This is a genomic window from Planococcus sp. MB-3u-03, assembly GCF_002833405.1.
Classification (GTDB): Bacteria; Bacillota; Bacilli; order Bacillales_A; family Planococcaceae; genus Planococcus.
Genome location: NZ_CP025135.1, coordinates 239,030 through 261,596 on the forward strand (window position 1 = coordinate 239,030; position 22,567 = coordinate 261,596).

General features: G+C 49.7%; 27 protein-coding genes, 1 riboswitch and 1 other annotated feature. Of the genes, 16 read left to right on the forward strand and 11 right to left on the reverse strand.

Features of this window, described 5'->3' with window-relative positions:
* Nucleotides 1-4: 4 nt before the first annotated feature.
* Nucleotides 5-499, reverse strand: a complete 495-nt coding sequence (queF, locus tag CW734_RS02485; RefSeq protein WP_101189282.1) for a preQ(1) synthase — start codon at nucleotides 497-499, stop codon at nucleotides 5-7.
* Nucleotides 500-595: 96 nt separating this feature from the next.
* Nucleotides 596-643: riboswitch (PreQ1 riboswitch) on the reverse strand.
* Between the two features lie 980 nt (nucleotides 644-1,623).
* The gene (locus CW734_RS02490) at nucleotides 1,624-2,952 is read right to left on the reverse strand and encodes a cytochrome P450 (protein WP_101189283.1); all 1,329 of its coding nucleotides are present in this window, start codon (nucleotides 2,950-2,952) and stop codon (nucleotides 1,624-1,626) included.
* Between the two features lie 196 nt (nucleotides 2,953-3,148).
* Here CW734_RS02490 and CW734_RS02495 point away from each other — a divergent pair, with 196 nt between their 5' ends.
* From CW734_RS02495 to CW734_RS02510, 4 genes are all read left to right on the forward strand, one after another.
* Nucleotides 3,149-4,078: a phosphotransferase family protein gene (locus CW734_RS02495; RefSeq protein WP_101189284.1), complete on the forward strand. Its 930-nt coding sequence runs from the start codon at nucleotides 3,149-3,151 to the stop codon at nucleotides 4,076-4,078.
* Nucleotides 4,079-4,155: 77 nt separating this feature from the next.
* On the forward strand, nucleotides 4,156-4,707 hold the full coding sequence (locus CW734_RS02500; protein WP_101189285.1) for a TraR/DksA C4-type zinc finger protein: 552 nt from the start codon (nucleotides 4,156-4,158) through the stop codon (nucleotides 4,705-4,707).
* Nucleotides 4,708-4,770: 63 nt separating this feature from the next.
* Entirely contained in the window at nucleotides 4,771-5,136 is a 366-nt protein-coding gene (locus CW734_RS02505) for a nuclear transport factor 2 family protein (protein WP_101189286.1), read from the forward strand.
* Nucleotides 5,137-5,176: 40 nt separating this feature from the next.
* Nucleotides 5,177-5,578, forward strand: a complete 402-nt coding sequence (locus tag CW734_RS02510) for a thiol-disulfide oxidoreductase DCC family protein (protein WP_101189287.1) — start codon at nucleotides 5,177-5,179, stop codon at nucleotides 5,576-5,578.
* A 72-nt stretch (nucleotides 5,579-5,650) separates the two neighbouring features.
* Here the strand turns inward: CW734_RS02510 and CW734_RS02515 are convergent, their stop codons facing one another.
* Nucleotides 5,651-6,844, reverse strand: a complete 1,194-nt coding sequence (locus CW734_RS02515; RefSeq protein ID WP_101189288.1) for a hypothetical protein — start codon at nucleotides 6,842-6,844, stop codon at nucleotides 5,651-5,653.
* 186 nt (nucleotides 6,845-7,030) lie between these two features.
* Here CW734_RS02515 and CW734_RS02520 point away from each other — a divergent pair, with 186 nt between their 5' ends.
* A complete protein-coding gene (locus CW734_RS02520) occupies nucleotides 7,031-7,882 on the forward strand; it encodes an STAS domain-containing protein (protein WP_232787138.1) in 852 nt (283 codons plus the stop codon).
* An 82-nt stretch (nucleotides 7,883-7,964) separates the two neighbouring features.
* On the opposite strand, the gene CW734_RS02525 is transcribed toward CW734_RS02520, so the two are convergent.
* Entirely contained in the window at nucleotides 7,965-8,465 is a 501-nt protein-coding gene (locus CW734_RS02525) for a metallophosphoesterase family protein (RefSeq protein ID WP_101192111.1), read from the reverse strand.
* 127 nt (nucleotides 8,466-8,592) lie between these two features.
* Between CW734_RS02525 and CW734_RS02530 the strand changes: the two genes are divergently transcribed.
* The 3 genes from CW734_RS02530 to CW734_RS02540 all read left to right on the forward strand — a co-directional run bounded on the left by CW734_RS02530 (nucleotide 8,593) and on the right by CW734_RS02540 (nucleotide 10,316).
* A complete protein-coding gene (locus CW734_RS02530; protein ID WP_232787139.1) occupies nucleotides 8,593-8,868 on the forward strand; it encodes a hypothetical protein in 276 nt (91 codons plus the stop codon).
* A 55-nt stretch (nucleotides 8,869-8,923) separates the two neighbouring features.
* Entirely contained in the window at nucleotides 8,924-9,457 is a 534-nt protein-coding gene (locus CW734_RS02535; RefSeq protein ID WP_101189289.1) for a dihydrofolate reductase family protein, read from the forward strand.
* Nucleotides 9,458-9,692: 235 nt separating this feature from the next.
* Complete coding sequence (locus tag CW734_RS02540; protein ID WP_101189290.1) at nucleotides 9,693-10,316, forward strand: cell wall hydrolase; 624 nt, start codon at nucleotides 9,693-9,695, stop codon at nucleotides 10,314-10,316.
* A gap of 38 nt (nucleotides 10,317-10,354) precedes the next feature.
* Here the strand turns inward: CW734_RS02540 and CW734_RS02545 are convergent, their stop codons facing one another.
* The 3 genes from CW734_RS02545 to CW734_RS02555 are packed head-to-tail and all read right to left on the reverse strand — an operon-like array spanning nucleotide 10,355 to nucleotide 13,323.
* Nucleotides 10,355-11,164: a carbohydrate ABC transporter permease gene (locus CW734_RS02545; RefSeq protein WP_101189291.1), complete on the reverse strand. Its 810-nt coding sequence runs from the start codon at nucleotides 11,162-11,164 to the stop codon at nucleotides 10,355-10,357.
* A 16-nt stretch (nucleotides 11,165-11,180) separates the two neighbouring features.
* A complete protein-coding gene (locus CW734_RS02550; protein ID WP_058382023.1) occupies nucleotides 11,181-12,056 on the reverse strand; it encodes a carbohydrate ABC transporter permease in 876 nt (291 codons plus the stop codon).
* A gap of 7 nt (nucleotides 12,057-12,063) precedes the next feature.
* Nucleotides 12,064-13,323: an ABC transporter substrate-binding protein gene (locus CW734_RS02555; RefSeq protein WP_101189292.1), complete on the reverse strand. Its 1,260-nt coding sequence runs from the start codon at nucleotides 13,321-13,323 to the stop codon at nucleotides 12,064-12,066.
* Nucleotides 13,324-13,514: 191 nt separating this feature from the next.
* Nucleotides 13,515-13,717 (forward strand) — a binding site (T-box leader).
* 78 nt (nucleotides 13,718-13,795) lie between these two features.
* On the opposite strand from CW734_RS02555, the gene trpE reads away from it, so the two are divergent.
* On the forward strand, nucleotides 13,796-15,148 hold the full coding sequence (gene trpE / locus CW734_RS02560) for an anthranilate synthase component I (protein WP_101189293.1): 1,353 nt from the start codon (nucleotides 13,796-13,798) through the stop codon (nucleotides 15,146-15,148).
* Nucleotides 15,145-15,753 carry an anthranilate synthase component II gene (locus tag CW734_RS02565; RefSeq protein WP_101189294.1) on the forward strand — a complete coding sequence of 203 codons (609 nt, stop codon included), beginning with the start codon at nucleotides 15,145-15,147 and terminating at the stop codon, nucleotides 15,751-15,753. Before trpE ends, CW734_RS02565 begins: the two co-directional genes overlap by 4 nt.
* A 50-nt stretch (nucleotides 15,754-15,803) precedes the next feature.
* On the opposite strand, the gene CW734_RS02570 is transcribed toward CW734_RS02565, so the two are convergent.
* From CW734_RS02570 to CW734_RS02580, 3 genes are all read right to left on the reverse strand, one after another.
* Nucleotides 15,804-16,658: a dimethylarginine dimethylaminohydrolase family protein gene (locus CW734_RS02570; protein WP_101189295.1), complete on the reverse strand. Its 855-nt coding sequence runs from the start codon at nucleotides 16,656-16,658 to the stop codon at nucleotides 15,804-15,806.
* Nucleotides 16,659-16,839: 181 nt separating this feature from the next.
* The gene (locus CW734_RS02575; RefSeq protein WP_101189296.1) at nucleotides 16,840-17,217 is read right to left on the reverse strand and encodes a nucleotide excision repair endonuclease; all 378 of its coding nucleotides are present in this window, start codon (nucleotides 17,215-17,217) and stop codon (nucleotides 16,840-16,842) included.
* A gap of 70 nt (nucleotides 17,218-17,287) precedes the next feature.
* Nucleotides 17,288-17,932 carry an SDR family oxidoreductase gene (locus CW734_RS02580; RefSeq protein ID WP_101189297.1) on the reverse strand — a complete coding sequence of 215 codons (645 nt, stop codon included), beginning with the start codon at nucleotides 17,930-17,932 and terminating at the stop codon, nucleotides 17,288-17,290.
* Between the two features lie 131 nt (nucleotides 17,933-18,063).
* Between CW734_RS02580 and CW734_RS02585 the strand changes: the two genes are divergently transcribed.
* Entirely contained in the window at nucleotides 18,064-18,348 is a 285-nt protein-coding gene (locus tag CW734_RS02585; protein WP_101189298.1) for a DUF6509 family protein, read from the forward strand.
* Nucleotides 18,349-18,403: 55 nt separating this feature from the next.
* Here CW734_RS02585 and CW734_RS02590 read toward each other — a convergent pair whose 3' ends face one another.
* Nucleotides 18,404-19,165, reverse strand: coding sequence for a SurA N-terminal domain-containing protein (locus CW734_RS02590; protein WP_101189299.1), 762 nt, complete (start codon nucleotides 19,163-19,165; stop codon nucleotides 18,404-18,406).
* Nucleotides 19,166-19,394: 229 nt separating this feature from the next.
* Here CW734_RS02590 and hisC point away from each other — a divergent pair, with 229 nt between their 5' ends.
* From hisC to CW734_RS02615, 5 genes are all read left to right on the forward strand, one after another.
* Nucleotides 19,395-20,498, forward strand: coding sequence for a histidinol-phosphate transaminase (gene hisC, locus CW734_RS02595; RefSeq protein WP_101189300.1), 1,104 nt, complete (start codon nucleotides 19,395-19,397; stop codon nucleotides 20,496-20,498).
* A gap of 142 nt (nucleotides 20,499-20,640) precedes the next feature.
* The gene (locus CW734_RS02600; protein ID WP_101189301.1) at nucleotides 20,641-21,549 is read left to right on the forward strand and encodes an NAD(P)/FAD-dependent oxidoreductase; all 909 of its coding nucleotides are present in this window, start codon (nucleotides 20,641-20,643) and stop codon (nucleotides 21,547-21,549) included.
* Between the two features lie 70 nt (nucleotides 21,550-21,619).
* Nucleotides 21,620-21,919, forward strand: coding sequence for a hypothetical protein (locus tag CW734_RS02605; protein ID WP_101189302.1), 300 nt, complete (start codon nucleotides 21,620-21,622; stop codon nucleotides 21,917-21,919).
* Nucleotides 21,920-21,978: 59 nt separating this feature from the next.
* Nucleotides 21,979-22,161 carry a hypothetical protein gene (locus tag CW734_RS02610; protein WP_101189303.1) on the forward strand — a complete coding sequence of 61 codons (183 nt, stop codon included), beginning with the start codon at nucleotides 21,979-21,981 and terminating at the stop codon, nucleotides 22,159-22,161.
* The gene (locus CW734_RS02615) at nucleotides 22,151-22,522 is read left to right on the forward strand and encodes a nuclear transport factor 2 family protein (protein WP_101189304.1); all 372 of its coding nucleotides are present in this window, start codon (nucleotides 22,151-22,153) and stop codon (nucleotides 22,520-22,522) included. The genes CW734_RS02610 and CW734_RS02615 overlap by 11 nt, the downstream gene beginning before the upstream one ends.
* Nucleotides 22,523-22,567 lie beyond the last annotated feature (45 nt).

Here is a 22,567-nt window from a genome sequence, read left to right on the forward strand (position 1 = left end):
CTCCTTAACGGTTGGTGATCGTTTCCGGATTCATGTCGTGGTTCATCATCCGGTACGTCGCCATTTCTTCGTATTTCGTGCCAGGCTTGCCGTAGTTCGTGTACGGGTCGATCGACAAGCCGCCGCGCGGAGTGAATTTGCCCCATACTTCGATATAGCGCGGGTCGAGCAGTTCGATCAAGTCATTCATGATGATGTTGACGACATCTTCATGGAAATCGCCATGGTTGCGGAAGCTGAACAAATACAGCTTCAAGGCTTTGCTTTCGACGAGTTTCTTGTCGGGAATGAAGCTCAAGTAAATTGTCGCGAAATCTGGCTGGCCGGTTTGCGGGCACAGCGAAGTGAACTCCGGGCAATTGAATTTGACGAAGTAATCGCGTGTGTGGAGATTGTCGATCGCTTCTAGAATGCCTGGGTCGTACTCGAATTTGTAGCGCGTGTTCTGGTTGCCGAGCAAAGACAAATGCTCGAGTGTATCTTCATTTCTTCCTGCCATGTGAGTGGCCTCCTTATAATGGGCCGGCTGGGGGAGAGCTATAAAAAATTCGGACAAACGAAAAGCCGAATCGCATGTGGATTCGGCTTGATTTCAAAATCCATAGTTTTTTATAGAGGGTGGAATGCTATGAACCTCTCCCGTTGCCGGGTTATTTAATTTCCTGCCTTATCGTATAAGATAGGGGCGGTTCTGTCAATTGTTGGTTTGTTAAGGATTGGAAGCTGTAATTTGTGAGGTATATAGTTGATGCGATAGAAAGTGTGAGATGAAAAGAAGTGATTGGAAAAGCTTCCGCTTTTCGACTGCGTTTCAGGGGGGCTGCTTTCCGAGGGGCGGGTGTTGAGCCAATGTACGGCAAAGAGCGCCGTACATTTGTCTCGCCAGCCCGCGCGGTCCCTCAGGAGTCAGCCCCCCTTTCACTTCGTCTCTAGTTATAGAAAGGAAGGGAATTTCTTCTGTCCATTCGATAGGAAATGCTGAGATGCTTCATATTTTTAACTAGACTCATCTTTAGTGTCGAGAGGCTAATTAGTTCTGACCCTACCCACAACATTTTAGACTGTAGCACCAATGTGTCAGACGCCGCATCTCAGGAAGCGATTCCCCCACTAGCCGGCAAATTTATATAGAAGCAGATCAATTTAATCATGTTCCACACATTGAAATCTCTAAGCCGCCCAGCGCTACGGGTGAGCCGACGCCGTAAGACAGGCGTACTTCCTGGCTTATGGCAAGAGGCCAACCCAAAGCAGGGAGGCGGGTAGTAAGGTGAAGCACAAATAGAATACTTATACATTTGACCAAACAAGCCCTCGCTATATTCATAATACGCCCGATTTGGGAAGCGATTCCCCCACTAGCCGGCAACTGATTATAGAAGCAGATCTATCTAATCATGTTCCACACATTGAAATCTCTAAGCCGCCAAGCGCCACGGGTGAGCCGACGCCGTAAGACAGGCGTTCTTCCTGGCTTATTGCAAGAGGCCAACCCAAAGCCGGGCGGCGACTACCAAAATGAAGTACAAATAGAACACTTATACATTTGGCCAAACAAGCCCTCGTTATCTTCTTTTCCAGCAAATAAAAAAAGCTAGAGACAGAATCTCTAGCTTTTCATTATTAATGGAATGGGCACCCTGATTGAACAGTTGTGTTCTTCTGTTCGTGATAGAACACATTGTCTGGGCGGTTTTTCAGTTTTTGCACGTCTTTTAAGATTAAGCGGCTTTTTGGCATAGTTGGCATGCGGGACATGTCGTAGGACAAGTCTTGTTCAGGCACGCTGTATTTCAAGTTCTCCGCAAAGTATTTGAAGATTGATTGCATATACATGACCGTCATCCATTCACCTGCACAGCGGTGTCCGGTATGATGGTCGCCGCCGCCTTGCGGAATGAAAGAAAACGGGCTGCCGTCCCATGTGCTGAAGCGTTCTGGGATGAATTCATCGGCGTTGTCCCAGGAATCCGGGTGATGGTTCGTGCCGTAAAGGTCTAGAATGACGCGCATGTCTTTTTTGAAATGGACGCCGTTCCAGTTGAAATCTTTTTTGGAGATCGCTGCCATGACCGGTGCGAACGGATAATAACGGCGTACTTCCTGGGCGAAATTGTGGCTGTAATTGTTTTCGTCTGCTTGGAGTTTACCGCGCGTGACTGGGTTTTCGTGCATCGCCATGACGCCGAAGACGATAAAGTAAGCTGTGGCGATCATCGGGCGGTAGGCATTATTCAAATCGACAGCTGCCGTCTCAAGGTCGAGCAGTTTGCCATTCGGTGTCCGGTGGTGGGCGACGATATATGCTGCCGTATAGGCCGGTGGATTGTATTCGCCTTTACGGATTTGCTTGATGATTTTTTTCAGCCAGTCTTCGTGCGCATTGCGCGCTTTCATGCCTTGAAGATAGCGCCCTTCAGTGAGGCCGAATGAATCGACCATCGTCACGAGTTCCCATGTGCGCTGCTTGACTTCGCTTTCTTTCATCGGCAAACCAGCCCAGTGGATCATGGAGCGCGTGAAGATTTCTTCGATTTCATCCAATAGGACGACTTCGTCCATCTGCTCCCATTGTTCGGCCTTCGCCTCAAGTTCTTGGATTACCATGCGTTTGGCGTCTTCTAAACGCTCAGGTGTCATCATCGACAGGAACATGCGCTTTTGTTGGTGATGGTCTTCGCCGTCACGGCCGTGGACCGCACCGCGCCCGAATAGCGTTTGCTCAAGCGGAAGCGGCGCTGCGCCGCTGCGTTTGAAATAATCGTTATTGTAGAACAGTTCAGCCGCTTCTTCGCCGGCCATGCACACTACCTTTTTCCCAAGCAGGCGGGTCTCGAAAATATCCGAACCTAGTTCTTTGCGGCGTCCGGGCAGGAAATCAAATCCTTCTCCGAGAAGGGATAGGGTATTGTCCAATTCTTTTGCTTTCGGGATCGGGTGCTTCACTTTCATGTAACGTCAGCTCCTTCAGTATGTTCAATGCAGGTGATCTACCTGTTAAGTTGAAAAGTCATTGTAGGAAACCATACCCTTCTGGCGCCTCGGTAAACGCTTCCGGAATTTCCGGATGGGGCATATCAAAAAGCTGGAGTAGGCGTTTTTTCATGGTACACTTAAAACAAAAGATAGGCTGAAAGGAGCGGCAAGGATGACAAATGGATTCGGCGGCTTATCCCGCCAGGCACTCGAATGGGTCGAGTCGAAATGGCCAGGAGCTGCGTTGGAAGAAGCCGTCCCCTTAGAAGGTGGGACTTCTTCACTGCTTTATGAAATTCGCGCAAGCAAAGATGGGGAGCAGCAGAGCGTCGTTTTGCGGCTTCACCATAAAGGGGAGTGGCTCGACCAGGAACCGGATTTGGCTAAGCATGAAGCGATGAGCCTGGAGCTTGCAGAAAAAGCGGGCATTCCCGCCCCGCGCATTTTGGCGTTTGATGAAAGCGGCGAAGCATGCGGCATGCCAGCCGTCTTGATGACGAAAGTTCCAGGAGCGGTCATCTTGCCGCCGGCGTATGATGCAGCCTGGCTTGACGGCCTTGCTGAAACGCTCGCTAAGATCCATCGCCATAAAGCGGAAAGCTTCCCTTACGAATATTTTGCTTATAATGATGCACGGCGCCTCGAGCGGCCGAAGTGGTCACGTGTAGAAGGCGATTGGATGCGCGCATTTTATATTGTAGCCGCGGGTGGTCCACCGGTTGAGTATTGCTTGATCCATCGCGATTATCACCCGGGAAATATTCTATGGGAAGAGGGGCGCGTCAGCAGTGTTGTCGATTGGGTCAATACGTGCCGCGGTCCGGCGGGTGTCGATGTCGGGCATTGCCGCGTCAACTTGGCCCAGCTTTACGGCACACAGGTCGCCAATGAATTTTTGGATGCTTACGAACGCCATGCAGGTGAATCGTTTGCTTACGATCCGTATTGGGATTTGCTGTCGCTGATCGATACCTTGGATGGCAGCCCGGCAGTCTACCCTGGATGGAAGACGTTCGGCATGACCGGTTTGTCCGATGAATTGGTTCGTTACCGCTTGGATGAGTATTTGATGAGCTTGATGGACCGCTTCGATGATTTCTGAGCTGTGGGCCTGAGGTTTGATTTCTCCGAGAAAGGCAATATATATAGCACAAGCAAGTATTTGGAGGAGGAGTCATAATGACGGACGAACAGCAAAAGAACTTGAAGCAAGAACTCGAAGCGCAATTGAAATCGCTCGAGCAACGAATGGAGCATACAGAGGAATTCGAAACTAGCGAATTATCCAATTACGATAATCACCCAGGCGATAACGCCACTGATTTGTATGACCAAGAACGTGGAATGGCGATGGAGCAATTCAAGGAAGAAGAGCATGAAGACGTGCTCGCTGCGCTTAAAGCCATTGAAGATGGAACTTATGGCAAGTGCGCAGTGTGCGGAAAAGACATTCCGTATGAACGGCTTGAAGCCATACCGATCGCGCTCACCTGCATCGATCACGCAGATCACAGCCTGGACCTTGAAAGCCGCCCTTCAGAGGAAGATGTTATCGGATCGTCGACTGACCGCCCAGCAAAATCGGAAGACGGCAGAATTCGCGATTACGAAAACAGCTTTGAAGATGTCGAGAATTTTGGTTCCTCAGACGGCCCTCAAGACCAGCCGGGTGAAGACCAGGAAGATTTCTATAAAGACGATGAGGCAGAAGAAGACGAACAATTTAAATAATCCGGTCCCGGCGCTCGCCGGGGCTTTTTTTCTTCAATAAACCTAAATGGAAGGGGCATCTGGATGGAAAGCTTGCGTAAACAATTCCTGGCATTGGAGAACAGCCATTTGTCGCCGGTTGCCAGAGAGTCGAACCGGAACATGACGGACATACTGGATGACGAGTTTTTCGAATTCGGCTTCTCCGGCGGGATTTGCCAGCGTTCCGATTTTAACGGGGACTATGAGTTGCAAGAAGACGACTATCGGATTTCCCGCTTTGAAGCAAATATGCTTGGCCCAGAGTCAGTCCTGACAATATACACGTTGGAGAACCGAACGACAGGGATATGGAGCCACCGCAGCTCAGTATGGAAAAAACGCCAGGACGGCTGGAAGCTCTTCTTTCATCAAGGAACGAAGACAGATGGTTTCAAGAAATGGGAATAGGGAAAATGAAAGACAGGCATTAGTTAAAGGAGGATCATCTATGGAGCATGCGATTGTTTTATTCGATGGAGACTGCAATTTCTGCGATTCCAGTGTGCAGTTCATCATCAATCATGACCCGGCAGGTTATTTTCAATTCGCTTCCCTGCAAAGCGAGATCGGACAGGAGCTTTCCAAAAAGCACAATGTCCCGGACGACGTTGACAGCCTGGTGTTGATTGAAGGCGGCGAAGCGTACGTAAAGTCAGAAGGCGCGCTCAAGATTTCACACCATTTGACGGGCCTTTGGAAACTGGCGTATCATCTTCAGCCGTTCCCGCGCGTACTTCGCGACGGGGCATATGACGTCATCGCAAAAAACCGCTATAAAGTATTCGGCAAGCTCGACAGCTGCATGCTGCCGCCTCCGCATATCCGCAAGCGTTTTTTGGATCAATGTTAAATACAGAAAAGGGCAGTTCCAGAAAAACTGGAACTGCCCTTTTTTTATATGGAACTGTCTTGCGAATGTTCATTATAGGAAATTCGAAAAGCGCCAATAATGGGCTGCAATCGGATCGGCCATCCAGGCTAGCCCTTCGCTTTCAGTCTGGTGAAGCGGCTGCCATGTCCCGCCGTCCCCGAGCTTCAAGTAAATCTCATGATTCGGCGATTGGTCATGGACCCCGATGAAATCATACACACCGTTCCGGTAAAACGTCGCAGATAGTTCGTAATCGATATTCGGCGATGTCGTCAACGGATTTCCGACGCTATGGGTGATTAGGATTTCGGTTTTCAGGGGCGTCTCTTCCGTTATTTTGGCACTGACACCTTCATTCGAAGCGACATCCGCTTTACGGAATTTCCGGCGCCAATTATAGGCGATGCTGGTGCCGATATCTTTGTCGAAATCGAACGTGCTCTGCTGTTCCACCAGATTGACGATGGAGTTGGTAAGTGAGCGATAATGTTTCGATTCGGGATCGAATGTACGATTATCCCCCTGGAAATAAGGGTTCGGCGATATCAGGTTGGGATTTTTCAACACATCATCGGGCAAAAAGGTCAGGTAGCGCAGGTGCCATTGCAGCTCCGGCGGCTTGCCCTGGCCTTCTCTGAGCAATTGATTGAGCGGGGCGATCTTTTTCGACAGCCAGAATTTTTCTACGGCTGCCTGTTCTTGCGACGAACCCAGGTTCAAGGCCCCGAATATATTGGCGGCGAGCGATTTGATTTTGCGCAATGGGCTTTCGGTCCGTTCGACTGGGCGTCTTCCGCGCACCCAATAAACCACTTCACGGTCTTCCGGCACATTCCGGTCGGTGAATTGGGTCTTCGCGATCTTCGCAACTTGCTCGCCGTCGCGGTAGATTTCGTATTCGTCGATGCCGTCGATGGCGCCCCAAGCGAGTGATACCCGACTGTGAGAAACGATGGTAGACAAGACAATCTGTTCCAATTGATTAATGCAGTCAGGGTCGCGTTTTTCGGTGCCGGTCAAAAGTTTCAAGGCTGGCACCCAGCTGCCTTGCGGGGTTTGGCGTTCAATCGTATAACAGAACAATTCGCCGGCGCTCAGGCCTTCATCGTGAAATGATGCCTGCGTACCTGTATAGACGATTTCTCCGTCTTTTTTTATTCGTGAAATTTCATCCGTGGGGGTCCAGGTGAAAGAAATCATGCTATCGGTCTGTTCCAATAATTCAATGTCCCATTCCTTCTTCATTGATGTACCTCCTTTTCGCTTGTGATAAGGTATACCCGATATTTGGAAATAGTGAACATGCTAAAAAAACTTATTTTGTTACACAATTTAAACATTTCAGATAATAAAGAGCGTTATAATGAAAGTAGATAAAAGAGCTAGTGTAATTTTCGGCTGAAGGACAAGTTGAAAAGGGGAGATGGGTGAATGATGAGGGGGAATCTGGAAAAAATAAGGGATTTCAGTGATTTCAATGAGGCAGCTTCATATATTCTCCAAATTCTCAGCAAGCAAGCAGGCATGAACAGCTTCTATATCGCGAAGCAAGAGGGCGGTGTCCAAAAAATCGTCAAGGTACATAACACAAAACATCATCTGATTGAAGAAGGAGAAGCTTCCCCACTGCCATGCATGTTGTCGGCTTTGAGCGTCGAGCATGGGGCACAGGCGTTGATCATCGAACACATTGGAGAACATGAATTGACGCGTTCCCTGGGGGTTGCGGATGGATTCGAAGCAGGTTGTTTTGTCGGCGTGCCGATTTTTTATGAAGACGGCTCAAGCTATGGCACCGTTTGCGGTCTCGACGATGGCCCATGCGAGCTGCCGGCCGATTTGCCGTTCATCTTTGAAACGCTCGCCACTTTATTGACGTATGTCTTAGAGCTTGAACGGGCATACGGGGAAATTGAATCGCTGGCTGCGCCGATGGTTCCAATTGTCGGGAGGGTGGCGATCCTGCCGATCATCGGCGAAGTCAGGGCATTGAGGGCACAGGCGATTATCGACCATGCCATGCACGGGTGTGCAGAAAAAGGCATCGAAGTACTGGTGATCGATGTATCCGGCGTGTCACAGATCAACTCACAGGTCGGCGAATATTTATTGAAGCTCGTGAAAGTCTTGGGCTTGATCGGCGTCCAGCCGGTTGTGACAGGCATCCAGCCTTATATGGCGTTGAAAGTCCCGCATTTTGCAGAGGCCTTGAAAGGGACGATGATCGAGGCGAATCTCGAGACAGCGCTCAAGCGACTCGGTTTCAGCTTCCAAAAAGATTGAAATTCAGTGATGTTGCCGATGCCGCTTATCTTCCACCCGTTGAAAAGGGCCATTTCCTATAAATTAGGAAATGGCCTTTTTGTTAATCTTCTTTATCGAAAAAAACATGTTTGAGTTCCCAAGTATCGCTAATTTCAAGCAACCCGAATGAATATTGCGGTTCACGGCGTTTATCGGTCGGTGAGCCGGGATTGAATAAGGTCGGGCCGTCCGTTTCACGCATGAGCGGCTGGTGGGAATGGCCAAAAACGATGATGTCGACATTTTCCCCTTCAAAACTATCCAGAGCCCGCTGCTCGGTCGTTTTCCGTATGCCGTCTCCGTGGACGACGCCGATCTTCAAATCGCCGAACGTGAAAATTTTCTTCCGCCCGAAACGGTCGACGATGTCCCAAGGATCGACATTGCCGGCCACGCCGTCCGTTTCAGCATAAGCCGACAATTCATGGTAGACATCGAGTATCTGCCAGTCGCCGGCATGGATAATGAAATCGGCTCCATCGCAAGCGTCAACAAGCGGCTGCGGAAGTTTTTTCGACCGGTTCGGGATATGCGTATCAGATACGATGACTATTTTCTTCATCAAATCGCCTCCAGGATCATTTTGTTCCACTTTACCAAACTCTTGGCCGTACGTCTAAAAGCTGGAGAGGTTAAGGCGATTGAAAAAGGGGAAGATAAGATAGAAAGAACAACTTGGAGGGATCGTTATGGGCATCGATATGAAAAAATTCATCGCATCAGGCGCAGCACTCGGCGCAGGGTTGATCTTGTTAAAGGCTTATAATGGGAAAAAGCGCAATGTTTGGGTATATGAAGACAGCGACATGCACAATAGCTACGAAATCGACCATGAGGAAAGCGTTAACGCTCCTTATGACCATGCAGAACAAGGGTTGACCCAATTGGATTCGGCGTATCGTTCGGAATGGCAGGCAAACGCATTCCCGCAAACGAAAAAACAATTGGAAGAATTGGAATCCTGATTGGGCGTATGATGAAGAAAGCGGCGGCAACGATCCGCTGAAGGAGGCAATTGCGATGGGTGAACGGAAAGTCATTTGTTATATTGCACAAAGTTTGGACGGTTATATCGCCGATCAGGAAGAGACTCTGGACTGGTTATTGGATGTGGAAATGGATGGAGATGCCGGCTATCAGCAATTCATCGAAACGGTCGATACCATTTTGCTCGGCAGACGCACCTATGAATGGGTGGTCTCCCATGAAAGCGGAGAATTTCCTTATGTCGATCAGCGTTCCTATGTATTCACAAGCCATCCGAAAGAAGACGAGGGCCAAATCAGCTTTACATCGGAAGATCCGGCCAGTGTCGTGAAAAAATTGAAGCAGCAACCCGGCGGCACCATCTGGCCAGTCGGTGGCAGTTTGCTGTTGGAGCGCCTGTTGCAAGAAGACCTGGTCGATGGGTTTATCATTTCTATCGCGCCAGTAACGCTCGGGGACGGGATCCCATTATTTCAAAAAGCGCAGCGCCATCTTGATTTCACATTGGAAGGTGTGGCAAAAGACGGCCAAATCGGGCAATTGCATTACACGAGACGGAGAAATTGAATCGACGAAATTTCGAGGAAGGCGAGCGCATAGCTCGCCTTTTTTTCGTTGCCTGATTGTTGAAGTGGGATTTTGTAGGTCTAAAGAATCCACTGACCATAGAAAGGCCTAGTGAGTTGATAGAAAAATTCGAAAACAAAGTAACTCCGTCATGTTGTTTTTGGTATTTGCCAAAGATATACTTTAAAAAGGAATCAATTGTCGATTCTTGTCAAAAAGGAAAAGGAGAGGAAGCATGAAAACAATTAAAGTGCTCTTATTCAGTTTAGCAGCGATTTTCTTTCTAACATTTTCACATTCAACAGTTTCCGCCCATGCGCCTGATTTACACGAAGGTGTTTCCGGAAGCGAAGTTACAGAGCTTCAAGCGAAGCTTCAAAAACTCGGCTATTTCAACCTCGCACCGACTGGTTATTACGGATCGATCACGAAAGATGCCGTTGTCCAGTTCCAACGCGATTTCGGCGTGAAAGCGACCGGCTTTACCGGCCCGATGACACGCGAAAAGATGAAGCAAGTCGATATGATGGCACGCACCGTCCACGGCGAAGCCCGCGGTGAAATCTTCGAAGGAAAAGTCGCGGTAGCGGCAGTCATTATGAACCGTGTGCAATCTCGAGCGTTCCCGAGCAGTACATATGGCGTCATTTTCCAGCGCAACGCTTTTACAGCAGTGAATGATGGACAGTATTGGCTGACGCCAAACGCTTCCGCTTACCGTGCTGTACGGGAAGCGGCGAAAGGCTGGGATCCATCTTCCGGCGCGACATACTATTACAACCCGGTCACGGCAACTGACCAGTGGATCTTCACCCGTTCGACGATCAAGAAAATCGGCAAGCACGTCTTTGCCAGATAATAAGAAAAGCCTCCGGAAAAACTCCGGAGGCTTTTTTATTATCCTTTGACCGCACCGGCTGTGATGCCTGCGACGAAGTAGCGCTGCAGGAAGACATAGGCGATGACCATCGGCGCTGAGGCGATGATGACGCCTGTGAACAGCATCGGATAATTGGTGGAATATTGCCCTTGAAACTCTAGAAGTGCGAGCGGCAAGGTTTTGTAGGCATTGTCCGTGATGAACAGGAGCGGGTACAAAAGGTCGTTCCAGTGCATGACGAACAGGAAAATCGCTGTAGCTGAGATGGAAGGCAAGGATAAAGGAATCGCCACTTTCGTGAACATCTTCCAATTGCCGGCCCCGTCGATTGTCGACGCTTCAAACAATTCCTTCGGCAAAGTTTTCATGAAGCCGGTCAGGATGAAGACGGCAATCGGCAAGGTGGAGGAAATGTTGACGAGAATCAGCCCAAGAAGGCTATTCGTCAGCCCCAAATCCAGCATGAGCGAATACAGCGGCACCATGATGACTTGTGCCGGCACCATCATGCCGAGTGTGAACACGGCGAACAGTACATTGCCGATCCAATTATTCATGCGCGTAATGCCAAATGCGACCATCGCGGCGAGCAGCAGAGTGAACGAGACCGAGAACAAGGTGACGATGGTGCTATTGAGAAAATAGCCCGCCATGGTTTGTTCCTGGAATATCGCGACATAATTATCGAATTTAAAGCCGCCGTCCGGCAAGCCGAGCGGGTCGCTGAATGTCTCCTGAAGTGTTTTAACGGACGTCAACAGGACGACCACCAACGGAATCAGGATCAGCAGCGCATAGATGAGCAGTGAGAATTTCCTGAACAGCAAAGTTGCCGCCCCCTTTCTAGTAAGATACGCGGTCTGAGCGCAAGGCCTTGAACTGCAGGTAAGTTATCAACGCGATGATGACCATGAAAATGATGGAGATCGCAGAAGCGTAGCCGAATTGATAGCTCTTGAACGCGACATCGTAAATATAAGTCGCGATGATTTCAGTAGAGTTATTCGGCCCGCCGCCGGTCATCGCAAACACCAAATCGAATGCCTTAAACGACTGGATGGTCGTATAGGCGACGACGATGGTGGCGGAAGGTGCAAGAAGCGGCCAAGTGACGCTTTTGAACGTCTGCCACTTGCTGGCGCCTTCGATTTTTGCCACTTCATACAGTTCCTCTGGAATGGCTTGAAGCCCCGCGACAAAGATGATCAGCATCTGTCCCGCATGGAACCACACTTGCGTGATGGCCAGGGAGTAGATCGCGATATTGGCATTGCCGAGCCAGTTCTGTGCAAGGAAATCAAGGCCAATGAGCTCGAGCACTTGATTCAGGATGCCCATCGACGGATCGTAGATGAACGCCCAGATGAACGCCACCGATACCGAAGAAAGAATGGTCGGGAAAAAGTAAAGCGCCCGGAGAAACACGTTCGTTTTTGTGTTCTTGATGACGATCAGCGCGAAAGCCAGTGCGACAAGCGTCTGGAACACGACGACCGTCAGCATGAACTTCAAGTTATTGCCGATCGTTTTCTGGAAAATTGAATCGCCCGTAAATGCCCGGGTGTAATTGTCGATGCCGACAAACTGGAAGGCAGTGCTTAAGCCATCCCAGTCGGTAAAGGAATAAAACAGGGCGCTGATGGTTGGATACAAAAAGAACAAGCTGTATAGGACAAGCCCCGGAAGAAAGAACAGGTAGATGGATTTGGAGATTCTCATGGACTTATTATTCCCTGTTTTCTTCTACGATTTGCTGGGCTGCTTCAGCCGCCGCCATTGGATCTTCGCCCCCAAGAACGTTTTCAATTGAACTGAGGACCGCATCTTCAATTTGGGCGTTGGTGATCAAAAAGCGCGGCTGGAAGCGCGTATTGCGCTCGTCGATCCAATACGAGGTATTCTGCAGGGCTTCGGACTCGTATTCGACGTCGTTGACAGTCAAGTGCTGCCCCGTTTCATTGGCGTATTTGGAAGCCACTTCCGGCTGGCTCAAATAGTCGATGAACGCTTTTGCTTGGTCTTTCTTGTCGGAGTTGCTGTTGACAGCCAACATGAATGTGGCGGTATTAATGCCTTCATAAGTGGCTTCGCTTTCTTCCACTGTAATTGGGGCAAGCAAATCAAGTTCAAGGTCCGGGTTCAAGTCGAGCAGGGAATTCATATGGTAGGAACCGGTCGCAAGCATGGCCGCTTCTTCGTTCGCTACCATCGCCATGGCGGAATCCTGATTGGTGCCGAGTGCATCGTCCTGGATATAGCCTTTGTCCGCGAGAAGTTTAAAGTCTTCGAGTGTCTTGACCCACCATTCATTCGTTAGGGACTCGTCGCCGTTCTGAAGCTTTTCGAAAATATCTTCATCCGGCGCATTATTCATCATCATGCTGTTCATGAATTGGTTCGGGCCGATGTCAGCGCCTGGGAAAGCGATTGGCGTGATGTCGTTTTCAAGCAAGGTATCTGCCATTTCCTGAAATTCTGTCCAGCTTTTCGGCACTTCAAGGCCGAGTTCGTCAAACATGCCTTTGTTGTAGACCGGCATATTGAATACCAATTGATACGGCAGTGCATATTGCGTGCCGTCACTCTGGCCTACAGCGATCAGGCTTTCGTCAAAATTCGAGACGAATTCTTCTCCGCTCAAGTCTTCAAAAAAGCCGGCGCTTTGGATTGATTCAAATTGCGCGCCCGGGAAAGAAGTAAAGACGTCTCCTGTTGAACCTTCCTGCAGCATGCGCTGTGCCGTCGCCTGGTATTGGTCGGACGGATAGATGTTCTGCTCTACGCGAATATCAGGGTTCGCTTCTTCGAAATCGGCAATGATTTCATCAAGCACGGCTTTGTCTTCTCCGCGCCAGTGCATGAAGCTAATCTGTGTCGCATCGCCGCTCTCAGAAGAAGAATCACCGCCTCCGCTTTCGCCTGCACAAGCGCCGAGTATGAGCCCGAGTCCTACTGTTCCTGTTGCCAGCCAAAGTCTGTTTTTCATTTTCTGATACCCCCTTCGATTTTAGAAACATTCTTCTACTATTATTTATAACCCAAATCTTCATATAAATACAGAATTATCTAAATTAAGTGTTTGCTTTCAGTTGACAGACGGCTCCGAATTCCATAAGATGGTCACAAGCTTTTAATTGCGCGGCAACCTTACAGGACTGCGGAAACAAAGCGCCACATTAAAAATCGTTGACTAAGAAAAGTAGCGCATGGATAGCTTCTGACAGAGAGCCGGGAACAGCTGGAAACCGGTGTGGCACATGCGTGAATGGACTTATGAGTGGCCATCTGAAAAGAAGGCCCGTCTGCCCCGCGTTACTGGGGTTCAAGTGGAAGCTGAGAGCTTCAAGATGAGGTGGCACCGCGGTCGATCCGTCCTCTGTACGAAATGATCTTATTTCGTGCAGGGGGCTTTTTTTATTGAACCTGGGGTGCCCGGAAGAAAAAGGAGTTGAGCCGAGATGAGAAGAGATGTACAGATCAAGAAAGTAGAAGGAGATAGCTTGACGCCGATCATGGTGTTCAACCGCTTGCAAGGACCATACAAATGCCTGCTCGAAAGCTCGCTGAAAACAAGTGCAAGCGGCCGGTATTCATTTATCGGGGCGGATCCATCGAAAGCGTTTATCGGATTGAAAGACCAACTGGAAGTGATTGATTACCGGAGCGGTGAGCGTTCAGTGGAACAAGGGCGCCCGCTCGAACGGATCAAGGAATTGATGCCGAAAGACGATCAGGATATTGAAGGCTTGCCGTTTACCGGCGGAGCGATCGGCTATATCGGCTATGATGCAATCGCGGCGTATGAGCCGGTCGAAAGCGCCCGTAAAGACAGCCTGAACATGCCGGATATCCATTTGCAGCTATACGAAACGATCGTCGTGTTCGACCATGTCCGCCATGATGTGACGGTCATCTCGTTTGAAGGGCGTGCAAGCGAAATCGCAGAACAGCTTGAGCAGGCAGCGGAGACAGAACCGGGAGACCGGCCGGAAACATTAAATTTCCAGTCCGCAACGACAGCTGAACGGTTCCGCGAAAAAGTCGAGCTGGCCAAACAGGAAATCCGCAAAGGGGAAGTATTCCAGTTGGTGTTATCGCAGCGTTTGTCTGCGGATTACCAAGGCGATGCTTTCACTTTATATAGAAAACTGCGCAAGCAAAATCCGTCGCCTTACCAGTTTTATATCGATTTCGGCGACTATGCCGTCGTCGGCGCTTCGCCTGAAAGCCTATTGACGATCCGCGGCGGCGAGATGGTGACCAATCCCATCGCCGGCACGAGAAAGCGCGGCAAGACCGAAGCGGAAGATACAGCGCTTGAGAACGAATTGCTGGGGGATGAAAAAGAGCGGGCAGAGCACCAAATGCTCGTCGACCTCAGCCGCAATGACGTCGGCCGCGTCGCAAAAGTCGGTACGGTCGCGATCCCGAAATACATGGTCATCGAGAAGTACCAGCACGTCATGCACATCGTGTCGGAAGTGACCGGCGAATTGGAAGGCACGATGCATCCACTAGATGCGCTTGTGTCCTGCCTGCCTGCTGGTACGGTATCGGGTGCCCCGAAAGTGCGTGCGCTGCAGCTCATCCAGCAATTTGAAGAGGAACGGCGCGGCGTTTATGGCGGCGCTGTCGGTTACCTTGGCTTCAACGGTAATCTCGATGTGGCGCTCGCCATCCGGACTTTCGTCGTTAAAGACGGCACGGTCCACGTTCAAGCGGGAGCGGGCATCGTCTTCGATTCCGAACCGCAAGCCGAATACGAGGAAACGCTTCATAAAGCGCGTTCGCTGACGGAGGTGTTCGGATGATTCTGTTAATCGATCATTACGATTCATTCACATACAATATCTATCAAGCGATCGCAGCTCTCGGTGAAGAAGTGGAAGTTGTGCGGTACGGGCAATTAAGCCTGGATGAAATCCGCGACAAACAAGCGCAGGCGATCATCTTGTCCCCAGGCCCGGGCCATCCGAGAGATGTACCCGAATCGATCGAGTTGATCCGTGCGCTCCACCGCGATGTGCCGATCCTTGGCATCTGCCTCGGCCAGCAATTGCTGGGTGAAGCATTCGGGGGACGCGTGACCGAAGCACCGGTCATCCGCCACGGGAAAGTTTCCGAGCTGTCCCATAGCGGAACGGATTTGTTCGCGGGAATGCAAGAGCGCGTCCCAGTCATGCGCTATCATTCGCTGGCCATAGAAAAAGCATCCATGCCTGACTGCTTTGACATGCAGGCGGAAGCGCTGGATGACGGCACCGTCATGGCAATCAAGCTTAAAGAGTATCCGGTCTACGGGCTGCAGTTCCATCCGGAATCGATCGGGACGCCGGAAGGCACCGATATGATGGCAAGATTTGTGGAACTTGCGCGTGAAAGCCGGCTGCATATGCAGCCAGCCGACCGTGATTAAAGATATGGACATAACAACAGCTGCCCGCTGATGCGGGCAGCTGTTTCTGTTTAGCCTCTGGCGACAGGCATCGTGCAGCAGCGGAAAGCGCCGCCGGATTTGATGATTTCCGAGAAATCGGTTTCGATGACGCGGAAGCCGTGTTCGCGCAGCTGTTTATTGACCTTGGTGTTTTGCGGCTGGCTGAAGACGCGGCGGTCACCGATCGACAGCACATTCGTGCCGAGTTTGAATTGTTCGTCGGATTCGACAGGAATCAGTGTATAGCGCTCACTCAGCATGTCAATTGACGCTTGTTCCAACGCTTCCGGAAAAATAAGCGCTTCGGTCGGCGATAAAATATTGAAAACGCAATCGAGATGCAAGTATTTTTCGTTGAGTTGGATAGGGACGACGCGGAAATTCGGCATATGCCGCTGCAATTCTTCAATCGCTTCTTCGGAAGTGCGGCTGCTGATACCGATGAATACCGTATCCTGATCCACCATGACATCACCGCCTTCGATGCGGTGCCCCGGCAAATGCTTGAAGCGGACGCCTTTTTCAGCGAGCCAGTTCTGCAGCACCTGTTCTTCTCCTTGGCGGACATTTGCAGCCATCTCACTGATGAAGACCGTGTCACCGATCGTAAAGCCAATGTCGCGTGTAAAAACTTGCTCCGGATATTCTTCAGAGGCTTCAAGAAAAGCAGTATCGATGCCTTCCGCAGCCAGTGCCTCGACAAAGGCGGTGTGCTGGCGTAAGGCTTCCGTTACGTCAATGTTTTCCTCTTTATATCTTTTCTGTACATCATTGATGACGTCTCGAATTTCCATGAAACGCGGCGGGCATAGGAGCACGTGGCGCAATGTGTCATATTCGCTGCGGCAATCGGCCGCTGGGACTGGCTTGGCGTGTGTGGACATAGTGAGTTCCTCCAAAGAGCATGATTTTACAGTACTATTCCTTTTCGGAGTCTCATAAAACCTGGAAAAGGATTTATTTGAATTTGCTTGGATGAAGCTCTCAGTAAGTTTTTTGTATGCTTAGCTGAAAAGAAATCCAGAAATAGAAAAAACGGGCGCTCTTTAAGAGCGCCCGTTTGTCTTAGTCGCGATAAAATACTTTATCGACGTTGTATTTCGCTTTTCCTGTATTGATCAGGTAAGTCTCGTAAATTTCGCGTTCCATCGGGTCTTCCACGATGGAAACCGCAATGCGATGAACTTCATCGCGATGGTTTTTCAATGGCGAGACATTGTCTTCAAAATGCTTTTTGACGCGCTGGCGCAGTTTGCGGGCTTTGCCAACAAACAGCAACTCTCCGCTGTGGTTAAAGAATTGGATGATGCCGCCTTTGTCGCGCGGAATCTCATGCAAGTCGATAAACCCGTATAGCGGTTTGATGACTGCTTCGTCGCCTTGAATCTCCTGTTTGCGCTGAGTGATGGTAATGTCAGCTTTCGGTGCTTGAATATTAATCATGTTATCACGTCCTCTATTATCGTAAAGCTAGTCTACCATAGAAATGCCGTGAACGCCATCCGCCTAAGGCTTACAGGCGGTCGAGTTCCTGAGCGATTTCAGCTTCGCCTTGAAGAATCTCGAAGACTTTTCCGTAGGTGTTTTTACGATCTACCACTTCAACAAGTGTACGTGCTACATCTGCGCGTGGAATCGAACGGTTTTCGAAAGACTCAAAGTGTGAGGCTGCTTCGATATGACCAGTTTTCTCATCATTCGATAATGGACCGGGACGGACAATCGTATAGTCGAGACCGCTCTGTTCAAGAAGGTCATCCGCTGTGCGCTTGGCTACCAGGTAAGGCTTCATTTCCTCGCCGCCGGCATCTGGGTCATCAGATCCGACCGAGCCGAGCTGGACGAAACGTTTAACGCCTTTTTGCTTCGCATAATCCGCTGCTTTGACAGAGCCCCATAGATCGATGGTCAAAGTCTTGTCAGCGCCTGTTTTCGGGCCTGAGCCTGCTGCGAAAATGACTGCGTCGACGTCGTCGAATGCATGGCTGAAGTCTTTTTCCAAATCGCCAAGGACGATTTTTTTCGCGCCGCGTTTTTCCATTTCCTCACGCTGCTCTTCTTTGCGGATCATCGCTACCGCGTCATGGCCTTTTTCGGTTAATTCTTCTACAATGTTGCGGCCCACTTGGCCATTTGCTCCCAAAACTAATACGTTCATCAAAATCCACTCCTAATTTTTTATGTCTGTTTGGTGTTTTCCCGTATCCAGTGCACTTAAACGCCAAACCTTCCCGCTATGCTATTCAAATGGCAAGATGAAAGCTAAAATAGAGCAATGGAGGTGCAATAATGGAAATCATTAATTACGAAGTTGAAAAATTGCAAGACCCGACCGGCATCCTGACAGGTGAACGCTATGAGTACACAATGGCGATCAAAGTGGACGAGGAAGACGAACTGTACCGCCCGGGCGGACTTGACCTGCGCCTGATCCTGGCGGTCGAAGACGGCAATGCGCGCATTGCCGATTATCATTTTATCGACAATGACAGTGAGAAGCCGCTCGATTTTGCGTTGGATGAAGAGGAAGAACAGGAAGTTTTGGCATTTTGCAAAGAGCGTCTCGCTGAATAAATAACGGCTGTAAGACCAAAAAACCCCTACCGATTGCGGTAGGGGTTTTTGAAAATTAAAGTTTTACTTCGACTTCAGCTTCTTCACGCAATTCCTCTACGCGCGCGAAAGTAGCTTCCTGGTCTTTTTGCTCTTGCAATGATTGGCGGATGGTCGGTTCCATCTCTTCTAAAGCCGGTGCTTCTTCTTCTGAGCTTTCAACGAATTGGTCATAAGCTGCCTGGACTTCTTCGTCCGTCACTTCAGGTGAGTCGATTTCTTCTTCCATATAGCTTTCGTAGACAAGCTGTTCACGCAATTGCTCTTCCATTTCTTCAAGCGTGAAGCCTGTTTCAGCAAGTGCTTCGTTCATGGCTTCTTCGTCCTCGAAGTTGGCTTTCAATTCTTCCATGCGCTCTTCTACGACGGCATCATCCGCTTCATGGCCTTTTTCCTTGGCATCTTGCAATAGAACAGCGTTTCCGATGACGACGGACATCGCTTCATCTTCAATCAATTGAAGGTTCTCTTCAGTTGAAGGGTCCTGTCCTTGTGAAGTCAATGTCGATTCGAACTGGCGAGCGACGCTGTTATACACTTTGCCTTGGATTTCTTCGCCGTTGACAACTGCTACGACTGCGTCTTCTTCAGGAAGTTCGAGTGCCGATTCAGCAGGTGCTGCTTCTTCGGTTCCTGCTGCTTCTTCAGTTCCTTCTGCCTGTTCGGTTTCTGGAGCCGCAGCTTCTTCGTTTGCGGTAGATTCTTCATTATCAGAACATGCGCCGAGCACTAAGGCGAGGGCGAATGGGGCAAAAATAAATGTCATTTTTTTAATCATGTGAAAACTCCTCTTTCGTCAGTCTCGTTAAAGTAAACCACATTTAGGTGAGGGTTTCAAATTGTAGGCCGTGCCCCTTTCAGGAAACGGATTTTTCTGTAATAATAGAAACTATTATTTTTCTTTAACTAAGGTGGATATGCAGGAAATCCAGCTTTAATGGTATCATTATTGATGGCAGTACATATTCATTCAATATTATCAAAAATAGATGACGGAGGCGTACATAATGGCGAATTTGGAGAATATCAAAGCACGCAAAACCTTGGATCAAATCCAACCTTACTCACCAGGCAAGCCGATTTGGGAAGTGCAGGAAGAACTGGGCTTGGAGCGCGTCATTAAGCTGGCGTCCAACGAAAACCCGCTTGGCCCGTCGAAAAAGGCTGTTGCGGCCATCGAACAAGGCGTTCTTGGCTTGAACCGCTACCCGGATGCGGATGCGAGTGATTTAAAGGAAGCAATTGCCAAAGAGCATGGCGTCGAAAAAAACCAAGTCATTCCGACAAACGGTGCGGACGAGTTGATCACGCTCATCTCGGAAGCGTTTCTCGAACAGGGCGATGAAATCGTCGTGCCAGACCCATCATTCAGCGAATACGATTTCGGTGCGCACATCATGGGTGCGAAAGTCGTAAAAGTGCCGTTCGCACAAGGCTTCGCATTTGATGTAGATGCCATGATCGCGGCAGTGACCGACAAGACAAAGATCATTTACATCTGTTCGCCGAACAACCCGACCGGTACCTATATGAAGAAACAGGATGTCCAAAAATTATTGGACGCTGTGGGAGACATATTGGTGGTCTTTGACGCCGCGTACAGCCACTACGCGGACGCGGACGATTATACGGACGGCACCGAATTCATCCGTCAAGGCTATCCATTGCTGACTTTGAAGACCTTCTCGAAAATCTATGGCATTGCCGGAGTGCGTGTCGGTTTCGGCATTGCGGCGGATTCGATCATCACGTCGATCCTGAAAGTGAAAGAGCCGTTCAACGTCAATACGCTGGCACAGCTTGCTGCGACGGCGGCAGTGACAGACCATGAACACGTGACGCAATCCCGCGAGGCGAATAGCCGCGAGCGCGAGTTCCTTTATGAAGCATTCGAAGAACTGGGTCTTCCGTATACGAAGAGCATGGCGAACTTCGTATTGGTCAAATTGGGGGACGAAGGAGAAGCACTTTATCAAGACCTGATGAAAAAAGGCGTTATCGTCCGCTACGGCAAAGGGTGGGGCCTTCCGGAATACGTGAGGGTTTCAGTCGGCACCGCGGAAGAAAACGAATTCTTTGTCCAGGCATTGCGTGAATTGATCCAAAAATAAAGCGTGGGGCACGAAGCCTGCGTTAAAAAACCGATTGTCCGGGAGATCCTGGGCAATCGGTTTTTTTAGGCTGTCCCTCTGTTTAACGCAGATGCGAAGGGGGAAGAGGGGAGGAAAACGAAATTAGAAAAGGATGAACGCTATGCTATACGATTGTGCCATTATCGGCGGAGGCCCTGCAGGTTTGAATGCTGCATTGGTGCTTGGCCGTTCGAGAAAGAATGCTGTGTTGTTTGATGATGATAATGGGCGCAATTTAGTGACCCGCGAAGCGCATGGGTTCATTACAAGAGACGGCATTTGCCCGGAAGAGTTCAAACGGCTGGGGCATGAGGAGATCCGCAAATACGGAAGCGTCAAAACGGAAAACGAACGCGTCGTCAACATCGACCGTATTTCTGAAACCCATTACGAATTGACGACCGCCAGCGGAAAGGTTTTTCATAGCATCAAAATCATCATTGCGGCGGGATTGAAAGAAGAGCTGCCGAATGTGCCGGATATCGAGAAGTTCTACGGCACCACCCTGTTCAGCTGTCCTTATTGCGATGGGTGGGAAATGCGTGACCAGCCGCTCGCGGTCATTGCCGATAAAAAAGTATTTACTCTAGCGAAGGAAGTCTACACCTGGAGCCGGGATTTGGCGGTCTTCACGAACGGTGAAGGGCGTCTGGAAGAAGAGCAAAAGCAGAAGCTGCTCGCCAAGGGAATCAAAGTTTATGAAGATACGATTTCCGGCCTGGAAGGGGATAACGGCAAGCTGCGCAGTGTCCGGTTGGAAGATGGAACCTTGATCGACCGCAGTGCCGGGTTCGTCACGCCTTTATGGAGCCACGCCACCAATTTCGCCACAGAGCTCGGCTGCAAGCAAAACGAGCACGGCGGAATCTTGACGGATGATTACGGGCGCACGAATGTGTGGAATGTTTACGCGGCAGGAGATGCTTCGCTGATCGTCCCATCGCAGCTCGTCATTGCAGCGGGCGAAGGCAGTGCCGCAGCCATCGGGGTATGCGGGGATTTGATAAACGAATATTTCGATGAAATGTAGACGCCGTATCAGTTGCATAGTCGCGCGCGGGTGCAGTAGACTTTAGGAAAACAGCCGGGAGGCGAACCGAATGGATCCGAAAAGTTTGCTGTCTTCCATTACTTATGTCGACACGGAACGCTCGATCGTAGCCGGCCAGATGAAAATCATTCACACCGAATACGAAATCCACTTATACGAAGATAAATTGACCGCTTCGACAAATGAGTTCAATTTGATGCATGTCTGGGACATTTCCTATAAGACCTTTTCCGACGATGCCAATTTATTATATTTGCACACGCATCGCGGCGTCCTGACCTATAAAGTGCCAAGGGACCCCGACCGTTTCGTCAAGACCTTCAAAAAACTGAAAAACGCCAATTATTGAGAAGCCGGAATTTCTGGCTTCTTTTTTTCGAGTAGAATGGAAGAAAAGGGGGAATGGATATGGGAAACGAATATGCAGTCGGATGGGGAACGCTTGCGCTGATCAATGCAGGGCTCGCCCAAGGCAAAAACCGGAGCGGCCTCATGTGGTTTCTGGCGTCGCTCCTTTTGGGCCCCATCGCGACATTGGCCTTGGTGATATTCGAAAAATTACCGGAAGAAGGGAGCACACATGATGATTGAACCGATCAAGCTTGCGGAACGCTTTACCGATTATGTCAATGAACAGGATGTCGACGGAGTGCTTTCCGTCACGGACCATAATGTCGAATTGATCAGTCCTGGAAAATCAGCTGCAGGCCACGAAATGCTTGCCGAATGGGTGAAAGGGTCTGGCATGCAATTGGAGACGCTCAACAAATTCGCCAAAGGCAATCGGGTCATCTTCGAACAGCTCGCCAAAAAACAAGGCGAGCCGGGAGAATCCCATATCTTCCACTATTTTGAGATGGACGACAAGAAAATCCATCGCATTGGGCGCTTTGATGAACTGGATGAAGCTTTCGGGGAAAGCGGATTGAGCGAGAGCGATCAAGTAAAATAAGCGGAGATTTCAAGCACGATCAAGCAATATGCTAGAGGAATGAAC